Source organism: Nocardioides sp. ChNu-99 (assembly GCF_029493445.1).
Classification (GTDB): domain Bacteria; phylum Actinomycetota; class Actinomycetes; order Propionibacteriales; family Nocardioidaceae; genus Nocardioides.
This window is the reverse complement of sequence record NZ_JAHWBL010000034.1, coordinates 20,657-38,711: the sequence shown is the minus strand read 5'-3', so window position 1 is coordinate 38,711 and position 18,055 is coordinate 20,657. Positions and strand designations below refer to the sequence as shown.

At 74.4% G+C, this 18,055-nt stretch carries 18 protein-coding genes; 1 reads left to right on the top strand and 17 read right to left on the bottom strand.

The annotated features are described in order from the left end of the window. Nucleotides 1-196: 196 nt before the first annotated feature. From KK617_RS12340 to rpsB, 5 genes are all read right to left on the bottom strand, one after another. On the bottom strand, nt 197-1,069 hold the full coding sequence (locus KK617_RS12340) for a phosphatidate cytidylyltransferase (RefSeq protein WP_277500335.1): 873 nt from the start codon (nt 1,067-1,069) through the stop codon (nt 197-199). Between the two features lie 19 nt (nt 1,070-1,088). Then, entirely contained in the window at nt 1,089-1,643 is a 555-nt protein-coding gene (gene frr / locus KK617_RS12335) for a ribosome recycling factor (protein ID WP_277500337.1), read from the bottom strand. A 75-nt stretch (nt 1,644-1,718) separates the two neighbouring features. Next, the gene (gene pyrH / locus KK617_RS12330) at nt 1,719-2,438 is read right to left on the bottom strand and encodes a UMP kinase (RefSeq protein ID WP_277500334.1); all 720 of its coding nucleotides are present in this window, start codon (nt 2,436-2,438) and stop codon (nt 1,719-1,721) included. A 217-nt stretch (nt 2,439-2,655) separates the two neighbouring features. Beyond that, entirely contained in the window at nt 2,656-3,468 is an 813-nt protein-coding gene (gene tsf, locus KK617_RS12325; RefSeq protein WP_277500333.1) for a translation elongation factor Ts, read from the bottom strand. Between the two features lie 105 nt (nt 3,469-3,573). After that, nucleotides 3,574-4,551, bottom strand: coding sequence for a 30S ribosomal protein S2 (rpsB, locus tag KK617_RS12320; RefSeq protein ID WP_277500332.1), 978 nt, complete (start codon nt 4,549-4,551; stop codon nt 3,574-3,576). A 392-nt stretch (nt 4,552-4,943) separates the two neighbouring features. On the opposite strand from rpsB, the gene KK617_RS12315 reads away from it, so the two are divergent. Then, entirely contained in the window at nt 4,944-5,612 is a 669-nt protein-coding gene (locus KK617_RS12315) for a M23 family metallopeptidase (RefSeq protein WP_277500331.1), read from the top strand. A gap of 85 nt (nt 5,613-5,697) precedes the next feature. On the opposite strand, the gene KK617_RS12310 is transcribed toward KK617_RS12315, so the two are convergent. The 12 genes from KK617_RS12310 to trmD all read right to left on the bottom strand — a co-directional run bounded on the left by KK617_RS12310 (nt 5,698) and on the right by trmD (nt 18,054). Continuing rightward, nucleotides 5,698-6,687, bottom strand: a complete 990-nt coding sequence (locus KK617_RS12310; protein WP_277500336.1) for a tyrosine recombinase XerC — start codon at nt 6,685-6,687, stop codon at nt 5,698-5,700. 330 nt (nt 6,688-7,017) lie between these two features. Next, a complete protein-coding gene (dprA, locus tag KK617_RS12305; RefSeq protein ID WP_277500329.1) occupies nt 7,018-8,154 on the bottom strand; it encodes a DNA-processing protein DprA in 1,137 nt (378 codons plus the stop codon). Beyond that, nucleotides 8,151-9,746 (bottom strand): YifB family Mg chelatase-like AAA ATPase, encoded by a 1,596-nt coding sequence (locus KK617_RS12300; RefSeq protein WP_277500327.1) that lies wholly within the window; start codon nt 9,744-9,746, stop codon nt 8,151-8,153. The genes dprA and KK617_RS12300 overlap by 4 nt, the downstream gene beginning before the upstream one ends. 164 nt (nt 9,747-9,910) lie before the next feature. Further along, complete coding sequence (locus KK617_RS12295; protein ID WP_277500326.1) at nt 9,911-10,282, bottom strand: YraN family protein; 372 nt, start codon at nt 10,280-10,282, stop codon at nt 9,911-9,913. A 91-nt stretch (nt 10,283-10,373) separates the two neighbouring features. Continuing rightward, nucleotides 10,374-12,266 carry a pilus assembly protein TadG-related protein gene (locus KK617_RS12290; RefSeq protein WP_277500325.1) on the bottom strand — a complete coding sequence of 631 codons (1,893 nt, stop codon included), beginning with the start codon at nt 12,264-12,266 and terminating at the stop codon, nt 10,374-10,376. Next, entirely contained in the window at nt 12,267-12,764 is a 498-nt protein-coding gene (locus tag KK617_RS12285) for a TadE/TadG family type IV pilus assembly protein (protein WP_277500324.1), read from the bottom strand. Between the two features lie 126 nt (nt 12,765-12,890). Further along, complete coding sequence (locus KK617_RS12280; RefSeq protein ID WP_277500323.1) at nt 12,891-13,199, bottom strand: DUF2469 domain-containing protein; 309 nt, start codon at nt 13,197-13,199, stop codon at nt 12,891-12,893. Next, entirely contained in the window at nt 13,196-13,954 is a 759-nt protein-coding gene (locus KK617_RS12275; protein ID WP_277500322.1) for a ribonuclease HII, read from the bottom strand. The genes KK617_RS12280 and KK617_RS12275 overlap by 4 nt, the downstream gene beginning before the upstream one ends. 20 nt (nt 13,955-13,974) lie before the next feature. Further along, complete coding sequence (gene lepB, locus KK617_RS12270; protein ID WP_277500321.1) at nt 13,975-14,862, bottom strand: signal peptidase I; 888 nt, start codon at nt 14,860-14,862, stop codon at nt 13,975-13,977. 57 nt (nt 14,863-14,919) lie between these two features. Continuing rightward, nucleotides 14,920-15,270: a 50S ribosomal protein L19 gene (gene rplS, locus KK617_RS12265; RefSeq protein ID WP_277500320.1), complete on the bottom strand. Its 351-nt coding sequence runs from the start codon at nt 15,268-15,270 to the stop codon at nt 14,920-14,922. A gap of 209 nt (nt 15,271-15,479) precedes the next feature. Further along, nucleotides 15,480-16,688: an ammonium transporter gene (locus KK617_RS12260; protein ID WP_277500319.1), complete on the bottom strand. Its 1,209-nt coding sequence runs from the start codon at nt 16,686-16,688 to the stop codon at nt 15,480-15,482. A gap of 187 nt (nt 16,689-16,875) precedes the next feature. Continuing rightward, nucleotides 16,876-18,054, bottom strand: coding sequence for a tRNA (guanosine(37)-N1)-methyltransferase TrmD (trmD, locus tag KK617_RS12255; RefSeq protein ID WP_277500318.1), 1,179 nt, complete (start codon nt 18,052-18,054; stop codon nt 16,876-16,878). Between the last annotated feature and the right edge of the window lies 1 nt (nt 18,055).

The window sequence follows — 18,055 nt, the reverse complement described above, 5'->3', positions numbered from 1 at the left end:
GGGGGCGGGCACGGGGGCCGGCGCGGCGGCGGGGGGCGTCGTACCCGGGGGCGGGGCGGGTGCACCGGCCGGCGCACCGGTCGGCACCGCTGCGCGGCGCGCCCGACCCGCGACGTACGTCGCCGCACCGGCGGCGAGCGCCGCCGTGACCCACTTGCCTCGCATCAGGCGACCTCTCCACGCACGACGGGGTGACTCAGAAGACCAGGTAGTGCAGGAGCAGCCAGATCGGGGCGACCGTGGCCAGGAGGGAGTCGAGCCGGTCCATGAGCCCGCCGTGGCCGGGGACGACCTGGCTCATGTCCTTGAGCCCCAGGTCGCGCTTGATGACCGACTCGCACAGGTCGCCCAGCGTGGCCATGACGACCGTGATGAGCCCGAGGAAGATGCCCACCCACCAGTCGCCCTCGAGGAGGTACTCGACGAGCACGAGCCCGGCGACCACGCAGAAGACGGCCGAGCCGGCGAAGCCCTCCCACGACTTCTTCGGCGAGATGACGGGGGCCATGGGGTGCTTGCCGAACAGCACGCCCGCGACGTACCCGCCGATGTCCGAGGCGATGGTGACGACCACGAACGCGATGACGCCGCGCACGCCGTCGTCGAACGACTCGAAGTCCGTCGCCCCGCCCTCGGCGAGGAGCAGCGCCACGAACGAGCCCAGGAACGGCACGTAGATGAGCGCGAACACCGCAGCGGACGCGTTGCGGACGTAGCCGTCGACCCCCCGGTGGAGCAGCCACAGCATGATGGCCAGCGCGGTGACCGCGGTCGCCGTCACCAGGGCCGGGGGGCCGAAGAAGTAGGCCACGACGACCATTACGACGCCGCCCAGCATGAGCGGCTGCTCCGGCAGGTCGATGTCCTTCGCGAGGAAGCCGCGCCGCAGCTCCCACACCGCCACGACGACGGCGGCGGCCACGATGAGCATGAACGCCGTCTTGTAGACCGCCAGCGACGCCGCGATGGCAGCGAGCAGCAGGATCGCGGACGCGACCGCGGCCGGGAGGTTGCGTCCGGCCCGGCCGTGGTCCTTGACCGGCGGCGTCGTGGGAGGGGTGGTGGTCACGGGTCGTCGTCCCTGCTGCTCAGACCTCGAGCAGCTCGGACTCCTTCGACTTCAGCATCTCGTCGATCGCTTCGACGTGCTTCTTGGTGAGGCCGTCGAGCCGCTTCTCGGCGCCGGTGACGTCGTCCTGGCCGACCTCGCCGTCCTTCTCGAGGCGCTCGAGGCCCTGCTTCGCCGTGCGGCGCAGGTTGCGGACCGCGACGCGACCCTCCTCGGCCTTGGTGCGGGCGACCTTGATGAACTCCTTGCGGCGCTCCTCGGTCAGCTCGGGGAAGACGCAGCGCAGCATGCGGCCGTCGTTCGACGGGTTCACGCCTAGGTCGGAGTCACGGATGGAGCGCTCGATGGCACCCATCGCGCCCAGGTCGTAGGGCTGGATCAGGATGACCCGCGCCTCGGGGGCGGTGAACGACGCCAGCTGCTGCAGCGGCGTCGGCGACCCGTAGTAGTCGACGAGGATCTTGCTGAACATGTTCGGGTGCGCGCGGCCGGCGCGGATCGCGGCGAAATCCTCGCGGGTCGCCTCGACCGACTTGTCCATCTTGGCATCGGCCTCGTTGAGGACGTCGTTGATCACTGCGGGCTCCTTCGTCGTTGCAGGGACGCCGGTCGAGCGGCGTCTCGTCGGGGGCGTCGGTGGGGGGAGCGATCAGCTCTCGGCACTGACGAGCGTGCCGATCCTCTCACCCTTCACGACCCGGAGGATGTTGCCCTCGGGCTCCATGCCGAACACGACCATCGGCAGCTTGTTCTCGCCGCACAGGGCGAACGCCGTCTGGTCCATGATGCGCAGCCCGCGGCTGATGGCCTCCTTGTAGGTGACCGCGTCGAGCTTGACCGCGTCGGGGTTGGTGCGCGGGTCGTCGGAGTAGACCCCGTCGACGCCGCTCTTCGCCACCAGCACGACGTCGCACTTGGACTCGAGCGCGCGCTGCACCGCCACCGTGTCGGTGGAGAAGAACGGCATGCCCATGCCGGCGCCGAAGATGACGACGCGACCCTTCTCCATGTGCCGGATCGCGCGGCGCGGGATGTAGGGCTCCGCGACCTGGCCCATCGTGATGGCGGTCTGCACGCGCGTGTCGACGCCCATCTTCTCCAGGAAGTCCTGCAGAGCGAGGCAGTTCATGACGATGCCGAGCATGCCCATGTAGTCGGCACGGACCCGGTCCATGCCGCGCTGCTGCAGCTCCGCGCCGCGGAAGAAGTTGCCCCCACCCGTCACCACGGCCACCTGGACGCCGGCGTTGGCGACGGCCGCGACCTCCTGGGCGATCTTCTGCACGACGTCGGGGTCGACGCCCACGCTCCCCCCGCCGAAGACCTCGCCGGAGAGCTTGAGCAGGACACGACGGTAGGCGGTGGTCACGGGGTTCCCTTCGATCGGACGACGTGCGGGCGGACGCCGCGCGCTCCCCGGCCCGACGGCCGGGGACGCGGAGGCGCCGGGCACGACGAAGGCCGGCCCGTGACGGCGGGATCGCTCCACGTCACACGGACCGGCCTCCTTCGTGCGGTGGCGGGGAGGTCCCCGCCGGGTCGGGTCGCTGCCGGGGCAGCGGCCCAACCCTACTGGCCGGAGGGCCTCAGGCGCCGACCTCGAAGCGCGCGAAGCGCGTGACGCTCGTGCCGGCGGCCTCGAGGACCTGCTTGACCGACTTCTTGTTCTCCGTGACCGACGGCTGCTCGAGGAGCACGACGTCCTTGAAGAAGGAGTTGAGGCGACCCTCGGCGATCTTCGCCGCGACCTGCTCGGGCTTGCCCTCCTCCTGCGCCTGGGCCTGGGCGATCTCCCGCTCCTTGGCCACGACGTCCGCGGGGACCTCGTCGCGCGTCAGGTACTGCGGGCGCATCGCGGCGGCCTGCATGGCAGCGCCACGGGCGGCCTCGGCGTCGCCGGTGTACTCGACCAGCACGCCGACGGCGGGCGGCAGGTCGGCGGAGCGGCGGTGCAGGTAGACGACGACGGGGCCGTCGAACACGGCCACCTGGCCGAGCTCGATCTTCTCGCCGATCTTCACGGCGAGGGCCTCGACGAGCTCGCCGACCGTCTGGTCGCCGACCTGGACGGCCTTGAGCGCCTCGGCGTCGGCCGGCTTGGCCTCGGCGGCGGCGTCGGCGATCTGCTGGGCGGCGGCGACGAAGTCGTCACCCTTCGCGACGAAGTCCGTCTCGCTCTTGAGCTCGACGAGGGCGGTGCCCGAGGTCGCGACGAGACCGGCGGCGGTCTCGCGCTCGGCGCCGCGCGCGGCGGCCTTGGCGGCACCCTTGACGCGGAGCAGCTCGACGGCCTTGTCGAAGTCGCCGTCGGTCTCGGTCAGTGCCTTCTTGCAGTCCATCATGCCCGCGGCGGTGAGCTCGCGGAGCTTCTTGACGTCAGCGGCAGAGAAGCTGGCCATGGTCTCTTCTTCCTCTGGCTTCCTGGGGGTCGGTAGGTGGTCCCACGGCGCGCCGGGCCCGCAGACGAGACGTCCGCGGGCCCGGCGCACCGGTGCTGGAGAGGCTCAGGCCTCGGAGGGAGCGGCCTCGGCCTCGGGGGCCTCGGTCGCAGCCTCGGTCGCGGCCTCGGCGGTCGCAGCCTCCGACGGGGCGGCGTCGGCCGGGGCGGCCTCGGCAGCGGCGTCGGATGCGGCACCCTCGGAGGAGGCGCCGGTGGACTCGCCCGCCGGGACGTCGCCCGCCTCGCCGCCGGTGGCGGCGACGGCGGCCTGCTCGGCCTCACCCGTCAGCAGCTCGCGCTCCCACTCGGCCAGCGGCTCCTGCGCGGCCGCGGCGTCGCCCGACTTGCCACCGGAGCGCTCGATGAGGCCCTCGGCGACGGCGTCGGCGACGACGCGGGTCAGCAGGCCGACGGCGCGGATCGCGTCGTCGTTGCCCGGGATCGGGAAGTCGACCTCGTCGGGGTCGCAGTTGGAGTCGAGGATGCCGATGATCGGGATGCGCAGCTTGCGCGCCTCCTCGACCGCCAGGTGCTCCTTGTTCGTGTCGACGATCCACACCGCGGAGGGGGTGCGGCTCATCTCGCGGATGCCGCCGAGCGTCTTGTCGAGCTTGTCGCGCTCGCGCTTGAGCTGCAGCAGCTCCTTCTTCGTGCGACCGGAACCGGCCACGTTGTCGAAGTCGAGCTCGTCGAGCTCCTTGAGGCGGTTGATCCGCTGGTGCACGGTCTGGAAGTTGGTGAGCATGCCGCCCAGCCACCGCTGGTTCACGTAGGGCATGCCGACGCGGCGCGCCTGCTCGGCGATCGCCTCCTGCGCCTGCTTCTTGGTGCCGACGAACATGATCGTGCCGCCCTTGGCCACCGTCTCCTTGACGAAGGCGTAGGAGCGGTCGATGTAGGCCAGCGACTGCTGCAGGTCGATGATGTAGATGCCGTTGCGGTCCGTGAGGATGAACCGCTTCATCTTGGGGTTCCAGCGACGGGTCTGGTGCCCGAAGTGGACGCCGCTCTCGAGGAGCTGGCGCATGGTCACGACTGCCATGATGTTCTCTTCTCCGGGAGACGCACCCGTGCCGCCCGCCCTTGGCACGGCGCGGGCGCCGTGAGGTGCGGACCGGGAGCGGAGCTCCTGATCGATTCCCAGTTGTCGCGGCCGGCGGGTGCCGGTCGCCCTGACGCCCGCGCGCGGCCGGACCGGCCGACGGCCGGACTGAGGACCGCACCCGCGACGGCCACGGGATGGCGCCACGGACTGCGAGCGTGCGAAGTCAACCCACGAAGGGCTGCGCGGCACAGCGTAGTGCGGCACGACGGCGGGGGCCAATCGAGCCGGTCCGAGCCGGTACCCGTCCCCAGGCCGGCCCGTCGGGGCGCCCGTCCACAGCGGACGGAGACCTCGCCACCGGCCGGCACGGTCCGTCGGAGAGTGGCGCGGTGAGCATCCTCCCCCGGCCCCGCAGCCGCCGTACCCGCCCCTGTCCCGCGGTCGTCGTGCTGGTGGTCGCGGCGCTGACGGTGCTGGCGACGCCGTCCACCGCCCCGGCCCTCGCCGCCCCCGACCCGGTGCCGGTCGGCACCTGGCCGCTGGCACCGCAGCCCGAGGTCGTCCGCACCTTCGACCCGCCCGAGAACCCGTACGGCGCCGGTCACCGCGGGGTGGACCTCCTCGGGCGCCCGGGCCAGACGGTGGTGGCCGCGTTGCCCGGTCGGGTGTCCTTCGCGGGGCCGCTGGCGGGGCGCGGCGTGGTCGTGGTCGACCACGGCGCGACCCGCACGACGTACGAGCCGGTGACCGCGAGCGTCGCGGTCGGCGACGAGGTCGCTGCGGGGGCACCGCTCGGCACGCTCGTGGCGGCCGGGTCGCACTGCCGCCCGCGCGCCTGCCTGCACTGGGGCTGGCGGGAGGGCGACACCTACCTCGACCCGTTGCTCCTCGTCGGTGCCGGGCCGGTGCGGCTGGTGCCGCTCGACGGCCTCGCCCGTCCGGCCGAGGCCGGGGTGCGCCGACCGTACGACGGCTGGTCCCCGCCCGCGGCCCGCCCGGCGGTGCTCGCGACGTGGCGGTCGGCGGCGCTCGCGGTCGGGGCGGCGCTGGGCGGGTGAGGAGGGCCCGGCCGGCGCGCGGATGGCGCCTAGGCGCGGGGTGGCGTCTAGGCGCGCGGGTGGCGTCTAGGCGCGCGGGTGGCGTCTAGGCGCGGGGGTGCGCCTGCCGGTACGCCGCGCGCAGCCGGTCGGCGCTCACGTGCGTGTAGATCTGGGTGGTCGCCAGGGACGAGTGGCCGAGCAGCTCCTGGACGGTCCGGAGGTCGGCGCCGCCCTCGAGCAGGTGGGTGGCCGCCGAGTGGCGCAGACCGTGCGGGGCGATGTCCGGGGCGTCCGGCACCGCGGCGATCCGCCGGTGGACGGTCGTGCGGACCGTGCGCGGGTCGATCCGTCCCCCGCGGGCACCGAGCAGGAGCGCCCGCCCGGAGCGTTCCGTGGCGAGGACCCCTCGCACCGCCAGCCACGCGTCGAGCGCACGGGCGGCCGGGACGCCGTAGGGGACGGAGCGCTCCTTGCGGCCCTTGCCCAGCACCCGCAGCACCCGTCGTCCCGGGTCGGGCGCGTCGAGGTCCAGCGCGGTCAGCTCGCCGACACGGATCCCGGTCGCATAGAGCAGCTCGAGGACCGCCACGTCACGGACGGCCACGGCGCGGGCGACGGCGTCACCCTCGAACGCGGCGCCGTCTGCACCGCCCGCGTGGCCCGCGTCGGCGTCGGCGTCGGCGCCGCCCGCGTCGCCGCCGGCGTCACGCGCAGGGGCCAGGGCGTGCCGGGCGGCGGCGTCCAGCAGGGCCCGCGCCTCGTCCTGCGTCAGCACGGCGGGCAGCGTGCGGTGCGGCCGCGGTGACGCCAGGGATGCGCCGACGTCGGCCGGGGCACGCCCCGTGCGGGCGAGCCAGGCCGTGAACACGCGGGCCGCGGTCGCCCGGCGGCCGATGGTCGTGCGGGCGCGGCCGGTGCTCTGCTGCCGGGCCAGCCAGCTGCGGAGCACCCGGAGGTCGAGGTCCTCGGCGCGATCGATCCCCGCGCGCCCGGCGTGCTCGAGCAGCGCGGCCACGTCACCCAGGTAGGCCCGCACGGTGTGCTCGGTGAGGTCGCGCTCGTGCCGCAGGTGGACCTCGTACTGCCCCAGCAGACGGGCGAACCCCTCCGAGAGGTGCTCCCCGGCGGGCTGTCGGCCGCCCGCAGCAGGCTCCCCGGCACCCGCCGCGGCACCCCCGTCGGCAGGCTGTGCCGAGCCTGGGGGCGCAACGTCCGTGGCGCGGGGCGAGGTCACCCGGCGAGTCTAGGAACGGCGCTCCCCCGGGTCCGGACGCCACGCGGCCGGCCCCGTCGACCACGCGGCCGGCCACGCGGCCGGCCACCCGGCTCGGCCACCCGGCTCGGCCACCCGGCCGGCCACCCGGCTCGGCCACCCGGCCGGCCACCCGGCCGGCCACCCGGCTCGGCCCGCCGCGTCGACCGGTCACGCGATCGCGCGTCGCGCCAGGCGCCAGCCCGTGCCGCCCTCCTCGACCAGCCCCTCGCGGCGCAGGACCCACAGCTCGCGCTCGGTGACGTCGACGGCGATGCCCGCCGTGCGGGCCACGGCCTGGGTGGTTGCTCCGCGCACCACGGGCACCGCGTCGAGCACCTGCTGCTGGCGACCGGTGAGCCCGTCGCGGATGCGGGGCGCCTCGCGCAGCGGTGGCAGGAGTGCGTCGCCGGCGTCGCCGGTGACCTCCCGGACGTCCGCGCCGCTCGTGACGAGCAGACCCGCGCGGGTGCGGATCAGCTCGTGGACGCCCTGGGAGAGGCCGCTCGTCACCGGCCCGGGGACGCCCATCACGACCCGGTTGAGCCGCTCGGCCCACCCCGCCGTGTTGAGGGCGCCGCTGCGCACGGCGGCCTCGACCACCACCGTGCCCCGAGAGAGGGCGGCGATGAGGCGGTTGCGGGCGAGGAAGCGGATGCGCGTCGGCGCCCCGCCGAGCGGCGCCTCGGACACGATCGCCCCGCGGTCGCCGATCACCTCGAGCAGCGCCTCGTGCGCGGAGGGATAGGCCCGGTCCACGCCGCAGGCGAGGACCGCGACGGTGTCGCCACCGGCGGCGAGGGCGCCGCGGTGCGCCGCCTGGTCGACGCCGAAGGCGGCGCCCGAGACCGTGCACCACCCGTTCGTCGCGAGGTCGGCCCCGAGGTCGGCGGCGACGGTGCCGCCGTACGTCGTGGCCGCCCGCGAGCCCACCACGGCGACCGAGTGCCGGGTGCGGTCGAGGCGCAGCGGACCGCGCACCCACAGCCCGACGGGCACCTCGGCCCGGCGGTGCAGGGCGGCGTGGTCGGCGAGGTCGTCGAGCGGCGCGGGCCACTCCTCGTCGCCCGGCACCACGAACCGGACGCCCTGGCGCAGCGCCTGCTCGAGCCGGCGCTCGGGCCGCACCCCCGCGAGCCGGGTGGCGACGTCGCTCAGCGTGCCGTCGAGGTCCCGCTCGGCGAGGAGCGCGTCGTACAGCTCGACCGCCCCCATCGTGCGCGCCAGCCGCAGCAGGCGGGGGTCGCCGGGCTCGGCGAGGTGGCTCAGCGCGACCCGGGCGATCCGCTCCGCGTCGTCCACGCTCATCCGACGCCCTCCACCACGGCCAGGCGCAGCGGGCCACCGGTGCGCAGCTGGAGGGCCGTCTCGACCTCGCCCGGCCCCGGGCGGTCGAGGCCCGCGAGATCGGCCACCGTCCAGGCCAGGCGGTGCACCCGGGTCGCACCCCGCCGCGTGAGCGCACCCGCCACCACCGCGCCCTCGAGCAGGGCCCGCGACGGCTCGTCGAGGGGCCAGGACTCCCGCAGGGCCGGGGCGGGGGCGTGCGCGTTGAGGCGCCAGCTCGTGCCGGCGTACCGCCGGCGCTGCCGCTGCCGGGCCGCCGTGACCCGCTCGCGCACCACCGCGGTGCTGTCCCGACGTGCGAACGGGTCCGTCGCGCTGTGCGGCGACGGCGGCTCGAGGCGCCGGACGATGTCGATGCGGTCGGCCAGCGGACCGCCCAGCTTGCGCTCGTAGGTGCGCAGCCGGTGGGGCTCGCAGCGGCACGTGGTCGCCGCGGTGCCGCTCCCGGCCTCGCCGCACGGGCACGGGTTGGCGGCGAGCACGACCATCCCCCGGGCCGGGAACGTCGCCGACTCCTCGCCGCGGGCGATGGTGACCTCGCCGCTCTCCAACGGCTGGCGCAGCGCCTCGACGACGTCGGCGTTGAACAGCGGGAACTCGTCGAGGAAGAGCACGCCGCCGTGCGCCCGACTGATCTCGCCGGGCCGCACGCGGCCGGTGCCGCCGCCGAGCAGGCTCGCCGCGCTCGCGTTGTGGTGGGGGGCGAAGTACGGCGGGCGCCGGAACAGCCCGCCCGCCGGCGGCAGCGCCCCGGCGAGGGAGTGGATGGCCGTCAGCTCGAGCGCCTCGTCGGCCTCCAGGTCGGGGAGGATGCCGGGGATCCGCTCGGCCAGGGAGGTCTTGCCGGCGCCCTTCGGGCCGGTGAGCAGCAGGTGGTGACCGCCCGCGGCAGCGACCTCGGCGGCGAACAGGGCCTCGGGCACCCCGACGAGATCGGCCATGTCGCCCTCCTCGAGGCGCTCCTGGCCGCGCCAGGCCAGCAGGTGGCTCGTCGAGTCGGCCGCGACGGGCGGCGCCTCGGGCACCTCGACGCCGCGCAGCTCGGCGACGACCTGGGCGAGCGAACGCACACCCAGGACCGCCATCCCGGGCACCAGGGCGGCCTCCGCGGCCTGCGGCTCGGGCACGAACACCCGGCGCACGCCCCGGGACGCCGCCGCCATCACCATCGGCAGCACCCCGGGGACCGGCCGCAACCGCCCCTCGAGGGTGAGCTCGCCGATGAGCACCGCGTCGTCGGTCGGGATCGGGGTCTCCTTCGCCGTGTCCACCGACGCCGCGAGCACGCCCACGGCGATCGCGAGGTCGAAGTGCGTGCCGCGCTTCGGCAGGTCGGCGGGCGACAGCAGGATCGTGGTGCGCCGCGTGGTGGGCCACTGGAAGCCCGAGTTCGACACCGCCGTCCGGCACCGGTCGCGGGCCTCGCTCAACGCGGCGTCGGGTCGCCCGACCAGCACGGTCGTCACCAGGCCCGGGGACACGTCGACCTGGATGTCGATCAGGTGGCCGACCGCCCCCTGCAGGGCGATCGTCTGGGTCGTCGCGACGGGCATCAGTCGGCCCTCGGCGCGGGTGTGGCTTCTGGACTCATGGGTCACCTCCACCCCCGAGCCTGGGCCCGGGCCGCCGGCCGCGGTACGACGTGCCCCGCCGCTGTGGAGGGCCGGCGACGCCGCCGGGGTTGGGGACGGGAAGTGGTCTGGGCCGCCCTGGGGGCTCAGCCGACGCCGGCGACGTGCTCGACCGATCCGGGGCCCGTCCGGGGGCGCAGCACCCCGACCACGTCGATGCGGACGTGCCGGGCCCGCACGTCGTGCTCGGCGACCCACCGCGCGCCCAGCCGGCGCAGGCGGTGCAGCTTCGTCGCCGTGACGGCCTCGAACGGCGAGCCGTAGGCGTCCGAGGAGCGGGTCTTGACCTCGCAGACGACGAGGACGGCGCCGTCGCGCAGCACCAGGTCGATCTCACCGAGCTCGCAGCGCCAGTTGCGGTCCAGGACGACCATCCCGGCCTCGACGAGGTGGCGCGCGGCCACGTCCTCGCCGTACCGGCCCAGGCCGAGGTGACGACTCCCCCGCGGTGTGCTCATGACGGCCTCACCCCCCGAGCCTGCGCGATCGGCGGCGTCACCGCACCCCGCCCCCCGCCGACCTGTGGAGGACGTCTCGACCGAGGACGTCTCAACCGCGCAGCGCGAGGCCCTCGCAGCTGGGGGTCGGGATCCCGTAGGCGTCGATGCCGAAGACCTCGAGCCCCAGCATCGGTGCCAGCACGTCGTTCACCAGCGCGTCGACGGGCCCGAGCGCCGTGCGGACGAGCGAGGTGAGCAGCGGTGCCAGCTCTGCCTGCAGGTCGGCGGTCACCGCAGCCCGGTCGGCCGCGTTCAGGCGGCCGGACGTGACGGACACCGCGACCGTGGGCTCGATGCGCAGGCTCGACAGGTTCAGGCCGTCCGAGCGGATGGGTACCGCGATCTCCCGGCCCGGCTCGGACGGGACCTCGACGTCGTACGTCGTCCCCCCGGTGAGCGGCGCACGGGCGAGGGTGAGGTCGACCTCGGCCCCCACCGTGACGTTCACGTCGCCGAGCCCGAGCAGCCCACCGACGAGGCCGAGCAGCAGGCGGTCCAGGAGGGCGGTGAGACCCAGCCCGTCGAGCAGGGTCCCGAGACCGACCGAACCCGACAGCTCGAGCCCGAGGTGGCCCGAGACCGTGACGGCGCCCCCCTCGACGGCGAGCTGCAGGCTGTCGGGCGAACCGCACCGCACACCGTGGAGGGTCGCCCTGGCCTCGGCGACGCCGATGTCGAGCGACAGCGGGTCGGCGCGGCCCCGCAGCCGCACGATGTCCAGGAGGTTCAGGTCGAGACTGCCCAGGGCCTCCAGATCGGCTCCGACCTCGAGGGCGACGGCCGAGCTGGTCGCGGTCGCGGCCGCCGCGGTGCCGCCCGCCGGGACACCGCACCCGGGCCTCGGCGGCGTGATCATGCTCAGCCGCACCGTGGGGTCGACCAGGCCCGGCACGGGTGCCGCCAGGTCGAGGTCGACGAACCCGGTGCCCCCCGACACGAGCAGACCCGCCGTGACCAGGTCGAAGACGTTCAGGCCCGTCGTCAGGGCGGCCCCACCCGCACCCGTGGCGACCTGGACGAGGTCACCGACCGTGATGCGCTGGCCGGTGGGGACGGCCACGTCGACCCCGCCCGCCACCACCGCCGTCACGAGGGTGTCGAGCACCCCGAGAGCGGCGGTCGCCCCTGCGTCGAGGCCCACGCCGGCGAGGTCCCCCCGGGCCTCCAGTGCGTCGGCGGTGAGCTGCAGCAGACCCAGCGCGTCGAGCTCGGTGGACAGGAGACGGTCGAGGTCGCCCGCCGAGAGACCGAGCGCGACGAGCATGTCGAGGAGCGACACCTCGGCGTCGGCCAGGCCCTGGTAGCCGACGGCGGTGAGGTCGACGGAGCCGCCGAGCAGGTCACCGAGCACGGGGGCGAGGAGCCAGGAGCTGCCGGAGTCCACGCCCGCCAGGAACGTGCCGATCTTGAAGCAGGCCGACGGGTCGGTCTTCACGGCGAGCGCCGCACGCCGGGCGCCGCCGTCCCCCGGCGCGAAGGAGTACTGGACCGTCGTCCCGGCGCGGACCCGCACCGCGTCGGGCACGGCGTCCGCGTGGGCGGCGTCGTACGCGAAGGACCCGCTGGCCGGGTCGGTCCAGTCGGTGAACGGCTGGAACCCGACGCCGGGCACGTGGCTGCCGATCTGGATCTCGACCTCGGGGGCGGCGCCCAGGGTGTCCTCGTTGCGCTCGAGCGAGGTGCGCAGGGCGGAGCGCAGCGCCGGCGCGCCCGCGGGTGAGGGCGCGACGACGTCGGCGAGCGTGCGGCCCCGCAGCTCGCGGGCGATGTCCAGGGCGACCACGTCGGCGAGCGCCTGCATGTCGCGGCGGGCGACCCGCTGCATGCCGATGTCGACGGCCAGGGCCGCGACCACGAGGAGCAACGTCATCAGCGCGGCGACCATCACCGCCACGGCGCCCCGCTGGTCACGGGCGACCCGTCGCCGGTCGGCGCCGGACACTCAGCTCACCCGCGCGGAGGCGGCGTACTCGATCTCGTCGGGCATGACGCCGCCGACGAAGGGCAGCGGGATGAGGGGGCGGTCCTCGTAGTCGTAGGTGAGACGCACGGTGACGCACTGGGGCTGCGGCGAGCCCGACCCGCAGTTCGTGGGCGCCGAGACGTCGCACGAGCCCGCCGTGTCCCCGCGGCGCTGCAACGCCCCGGTGGGGGTGCAGCTGACGCCGTACACCCCGAGGGCCTCGTTCAGGGCGGCGCGGGCCGACTCCTGCGCGGACCCGCCCGACCCGGCCTGGTGGACCGCGGCAGCCCGGGCGCCCTCGGCCGCCGCCTGGCTCATGGAGCCGCGGAAGCTGAGCATGTAGCCGTACGCGATGATCCCGAACACGAGCAGCAGCAGGATCGGCAGCACGAGGGCGAACTCCACGGCGGCCGCGCCCCGCTGGTCACGGCCGGCGCGCCCGCCGCGCCGTCGCGCCGCGTTCGTCGTTGCACCCATCTGTCTCCGCCTCGATCCGGGGACGCACGTCTCCCCTCTGGCGGAAGGTTAGGACCGCCGGAGCGCGGCTGTCCGGCGTTTGCGGAGCCGACCTCCCGGGAGGCCCGAGATTTTGCCGCCGGGGTCTCAGCCCTTGGGTGGCTCGAGGTCGCTGGCCGCCAGCTCCTCGACGTTGACGTCCTTGAACGTCAGGACCTTGACGTTCTTGGCGAAGCGGGCGGGGCGGTACATGTCCCACACCCACGCATCGGTCATCGTCACGTCGAAGAACACCTCGCCGTGCTCGCTGCGCGCCCGCACGTCCACCTTGTTGCACAGGTAGAACCGGCGGTCGGTCTCCACGACGTACTTGAAGATCTTCACCACGTCGCGGTACTCACGGTAGAGCGTGAGCTCCATCTCGGCCTCGTAGCGCTCGAGGTCCTCGGTGCTCATGGCGACTCCTCCTGCTCGGCGGGCACGTCGGGCTGCGCGTCCCCCGGTACGGCGGGGTCGCCGCCGTCGGGCGGCGCCGCCCCGGGCGAGCCTAGCGACGGTTCGAGCCCGGCGGCACGGCGGACGTTGACGAACCGCATCCGGTGCACCGGCGACGGCCCGTGCGCCTCGAGCCGCTCGGTGTGCAGGTCGGTGATGTAGCCCTTGTGCACGTCGAAGCGGTACCCGGGCCACCGCTCGTGCATCCCGCACATGATCCGGTCGCGGGTCACCTTGGCCAGCACCGAGGCCGCCGCCACGCAGGCCGCGACGCGGTCGCCCTTCCACACGGCGAGGCCCGGTGCCGGCAGCCCGTCGACGGGGAACCCGTCGCTCAGCACGTACGACGGACGCACCCCCAGCCGCGCCACCGACCGGCGCAGCGCCTGGACGTTGGCGACGTGCATGCCGAGGCGGTCGCACTCCTCGGCGTCGACGACCACGACCGACCAGGCGAGCGCCCGGCGCACGACCTCGTCGTACGCCCGCTCGCGGGCCCGGGCCGTGAGGAGCTTGGAGTCCGCCAACCCCGGTACGACGCCCGCCCGCCCGGCCGGGAGGATCGCGGCGGCCGCCACCAGGGGGCCGGCGCAGGCGCCCCGCCCGGCCTCGTCGGTGCCCGCGACGTGCTCGAGACCCACGCGCCGCAGCGCGCGCTCGTAGCCGTACAGGCCCGCGTCGCGCCGGACGGTCGAGCCCTTGGGGAGCTGCGTCACGCCTCGCCCACCACCACGGGTCAGTCGGGGTCGGGGACCGACGCGAACGTCTCGGGCCGGGTGAGGCGGTCCCAGTGCTGGCGCGGCCAGACGACGGCGAGCACCTTGCCGACGACCAGGTCGGTGTCGACGAAGGCGCGCGTCGGCGAGCAGGCGTTGGTGTCGTTCGGCGGGCACAGCCGGGCGGCGGAGTCCTCCGACTGGGCCCGGTTGTCGCCCATCACGAACATGTGGCCCTCGGGGATCGGCCCGGTCTCCCAGCCGACCTCGCCGGCCGCGACCCGGGTGCACACCTCGGCGTCGAGCTCGGGGCCGTTGCACTGCAGGCCGTCCGCCAGGTAAGGCTCGTCCAGCGGCTGGCCGTTGACCGTGATGCGGCCCTGCTCGTCGCAGCACGCGACGACGTCACCCTCGAGACCGATGACCCGCTTCACCAGGTGGCCGCCGCTCGGGTAGAGACCGATGCGGGCCAGCACCTGCGCGGCGGGGTTGGACGGGCCCCCCGCCGTCGTCGGGCCCAGCCACTCCCCCGGGTCCTCGAAGACCACGACGTCCCCCCGCTGCGGGCCGTTGCCGCCCCAGTAGGAGACCTTCTGCACCACGATCCGGTCGTCGACCTGCAGCCCGGGGACCATCGAGACCGACGGGATGTAGAAGGCCTGGAGGAAGAAGGCCTTGATGACGTACGCGAGCACCAGCGCGACCACGAGGAGCAGCGCCGTCTCCTGCCACAGCGGCAGCTGCTTGCGCCGCCGCCGCGACGAGCGGCGCCCGCCCTCGGCCTCGGCGACCGCGGTCGCCCCGCCGGCCTCGCTCCCGTCAGCACCCGTGGGGGCCCCGGACGACGACGACCGCGGGCCCGGCCCCTCGTCGAGAGGGGCGGCGGACTCGCGGTCGTCGGACGTCACGGGAGGAGACTAGCCACCCGTGGGGCGCCCCTCGGCGAGGGGCGGTGGCCGGTCGCCTCAGGCGTCGCGGCGCTCCTTGATCTTGGCGGCCTTGCCGCGGAGGTTGCGCAGGTAGTAGAGCTTCGCGCGACGCACGTCACCGCGGGTCACGACCTCGATCTTCTCGAAGATCGGGGAGTGCAGCGGGAAGGTGCGCTCGACGCCCACGCCGAACGACACCTTGCGGACGGTGAACGTGCGGCCGATGCCGGAGCCCTGCACGCGGATGACGACGCCCTGGAACACCTGGACGCGGGAGCGGTTGCCCTCGACGACCTTGACGTGGACCTTGACGGTGTCACCGGCGCGGAAGGCCGGGATGTCGTCGCGCTTGGCGGCCAGCTCGAGCTGGCTGATGACGTTGGTCATGATGATCTCCTCGCGAGTGCCACAGGTCAGCCGCGGTGGGTCGGTTCCGAATGGGTGCGACGGCGGTCGACGGTTCCCCTGTGGCAGAAGCGTCCGCGCGTCGCGACCAGGCATGTTCGCACAGGAGGCCCGCCCCGGGCGAATCCGGGACGGGCCTCCGTGGGGTGGTCGACGACCGCGCCCCACCGCGGCCGTCGAGCTGGGGGCGATCAGTCGAACGCGTACGCCTCGCCGTGCTGCAGGTCGACGCCGGCGACCTCGTCCTCCTCCTTCACGCGGAAGCCGATCGTCTTCTCGATGAGCATGCCGATGACGAAGGCGACCACGAACGAGTAGGCGATGACGGCGACCGAGGAGACGAGCTGCGCGACGAGCTGCTCGGGACCACCGCCGTACGCGAGGCCGGTCTCGGGGTCGAAGGCGAAGATGCCGAGCCAGATGCAGCCGATGAAGCCGGCGACGAGGTGCAGACCCACGACGTCGAGGCTGTCGTCGAAGCCGAGCTTGTACTTGAGGTCGATCGCGAAGGCGCAGACGGCACCGGCGACGAGCCCGAGCACCATGGCCCAGACGGGCGTGATGTGGGCGCAGGCCGGGGTGATGGCCACGAGGCCGGCCACGATGCCCGAGGCGGCACCGACCGCGGTCGACTTCCCGTCGCGGAACTGCTCGACGACGATGAAGCCGATCATCGCGGCCGCCGGGGCGGCGATGGTGTTGAGGATGATGAGGCTCGTCTGGCCCTCGTCGGCGCCGAAGACACCGGCGTTGAAGCCGAACCAGCCGAACCACAGGATCGCGGCGCCGATGAGCACGAGGGGCACGTTGTGCGGCACGGCCTCCTCCTTGGTGAAGCCGACCTTGCGGCGGCCAAGCACGAGCGCCAGGGCGAGGGCAGCGGCGCCGGCGTTCTGGTGCACCGCGGTGCCGCCGGCCCAGTCCAGCGTGCCGGTCTCGCCGAAGTTGTAGATCCAGCCGTTGTCGGGGTTGAACACCCAGGCCTGGACCGGGAAGTAGGCGAAGACCGCGAAGAGCCCGGCGAAGATCATCCAGGGCCAGAAGCGGGCGCGGTCGGCGATGGCGCCAGAGATGAGCGCGATGGTGATGACCGCGAACGTGCCGCCGAAGGCCGCCGTGGCCAGCGAGCCGTCCGTGGCCTTGGTGGCGTCCAGCAGGCCGACGTCCTGGAAGGGGTCGCCGAAGAACTTGGTGATGCCACCGTCGGAGATGGCGCCGACGCCACCCGCACCGACGAGGATCCACAGGACCCAGACGACGCCCATGGCGCCGAAGCTGAGCATCATCATGGAGACGACGCTCTTGGCCTTCACCAGGCCGCCGTAGAAGAACGCGAGCCCGGGGGTCATGAAGAGCACCAGGGCCGTACAGATCAGGGTCCACGCGAGTTCGGTCGACATCACTACCTCGTTGTTCTGTCTCGGGAGAGAGCGGGCGGGCGGGCACCGTTGCCGCCAGCACGACGCTGCGTGATGCTTCCGAGGTCGTGTTGCACCGAGGCCGCGCGCATGTTTCGGCGGCGTAACACCCTCGCCGGGTGTGTGACATCCGGGGACACACGCCCGTCACCGGGGTCTCAGGAACCGCTCAGGCGCGAGGGGCCCGCTTCTCGAGCAGCACCGCCCCGGGGTCGCCGAGGCCCACCGCGCGGTAGCCGGCACGGCGGTACATCCGCAGGTTGCGCCCGCTCCCGGCCCCCGTCTGCAACCGGTACGCCGTCACCTCGCCCGAGGCGACCAGCGGCGCGGCCAGCTGCTCGGCGTACCCCAGGAGGCGGCGGCCGAGGCCGCGGCCCGCGAGGTCGGGGGCGACCATGAGCCGTCCCACGTGCCAGGCGTCGCCCTCGCGACGCCCGCGCACCGAGCCGACGAGCCGGCCCGACGCGCGCACCACGACGGTGTGCCACTCCCCCAGCGACGCGAGCACGTCGTCGAGGGACTCGGTGGTCGCAGGGATGTGCACGCCCGGGTTGTCCTGCAGCTCGCCCAGCCAGCAGGCGCGCGTCAGGGTCCACAGCTCGCCCGCGTCCGCCGGGGTCGCCGGCACGACCGGGAGGTCCTCGCCGTCGAACGCGAGCGCCGCGGGGGCCAGCAGGTCGGGGCGCCGCTCGGCGGTGCGCCGCTCGGCCTCGGCGCGCCGCCAGCGGGCGATGGCCGCGTGGTCGCCGCTGAGCAGGACGGGGGGCACGTCGTACCCCCGCCAGGTGGCGGGCTTGGTGTAGACGGGGTACTCCAGCAGCCCCTCGTCGCCGTGGGACTCCTCGACGAGCGAGTCGGGGTTGCCCATGAAGCCGGGGAGCAGCCGCACGACCGCCTCGACGACCGCCAGTGCCGCGACCTCGCCGCCGTTGAGCACGTAGTCGCCCAGGGACACCTCGCGCACCTGTGCGCCCGCGGCGGCCGCGTGCTGCACGACGCGGGCGTCGATGCCCTCGTAGCGCCCGCAGGCGATGACGAGCCGCTCGCGGCCGGCCAGCTCCGCCGCCACCGACTGCCGGAACACCTCGCCCGACGGCGTCGGCACCAGCAGGGTCGCCCCGGCGACGTCGAGGTCGTCGAGCGCCTCACCCCACGGCTCGGGCCGCATCACCATGCCCGCACCCCCGCCGTACGGGGTGTCGTCCACGGTGCGGTGGCGGTCGTGGGTCCAGTCGCGCAGGTCGTGCACGCGCAGGTCCAGCAGGCCGCTGCGCTGCGCCCGGCCCGGCAGGGACAGGTCGAGCGCGCGCAGGTAGTCGGGGAAGATCGAGACGACGTCGATCCGCACG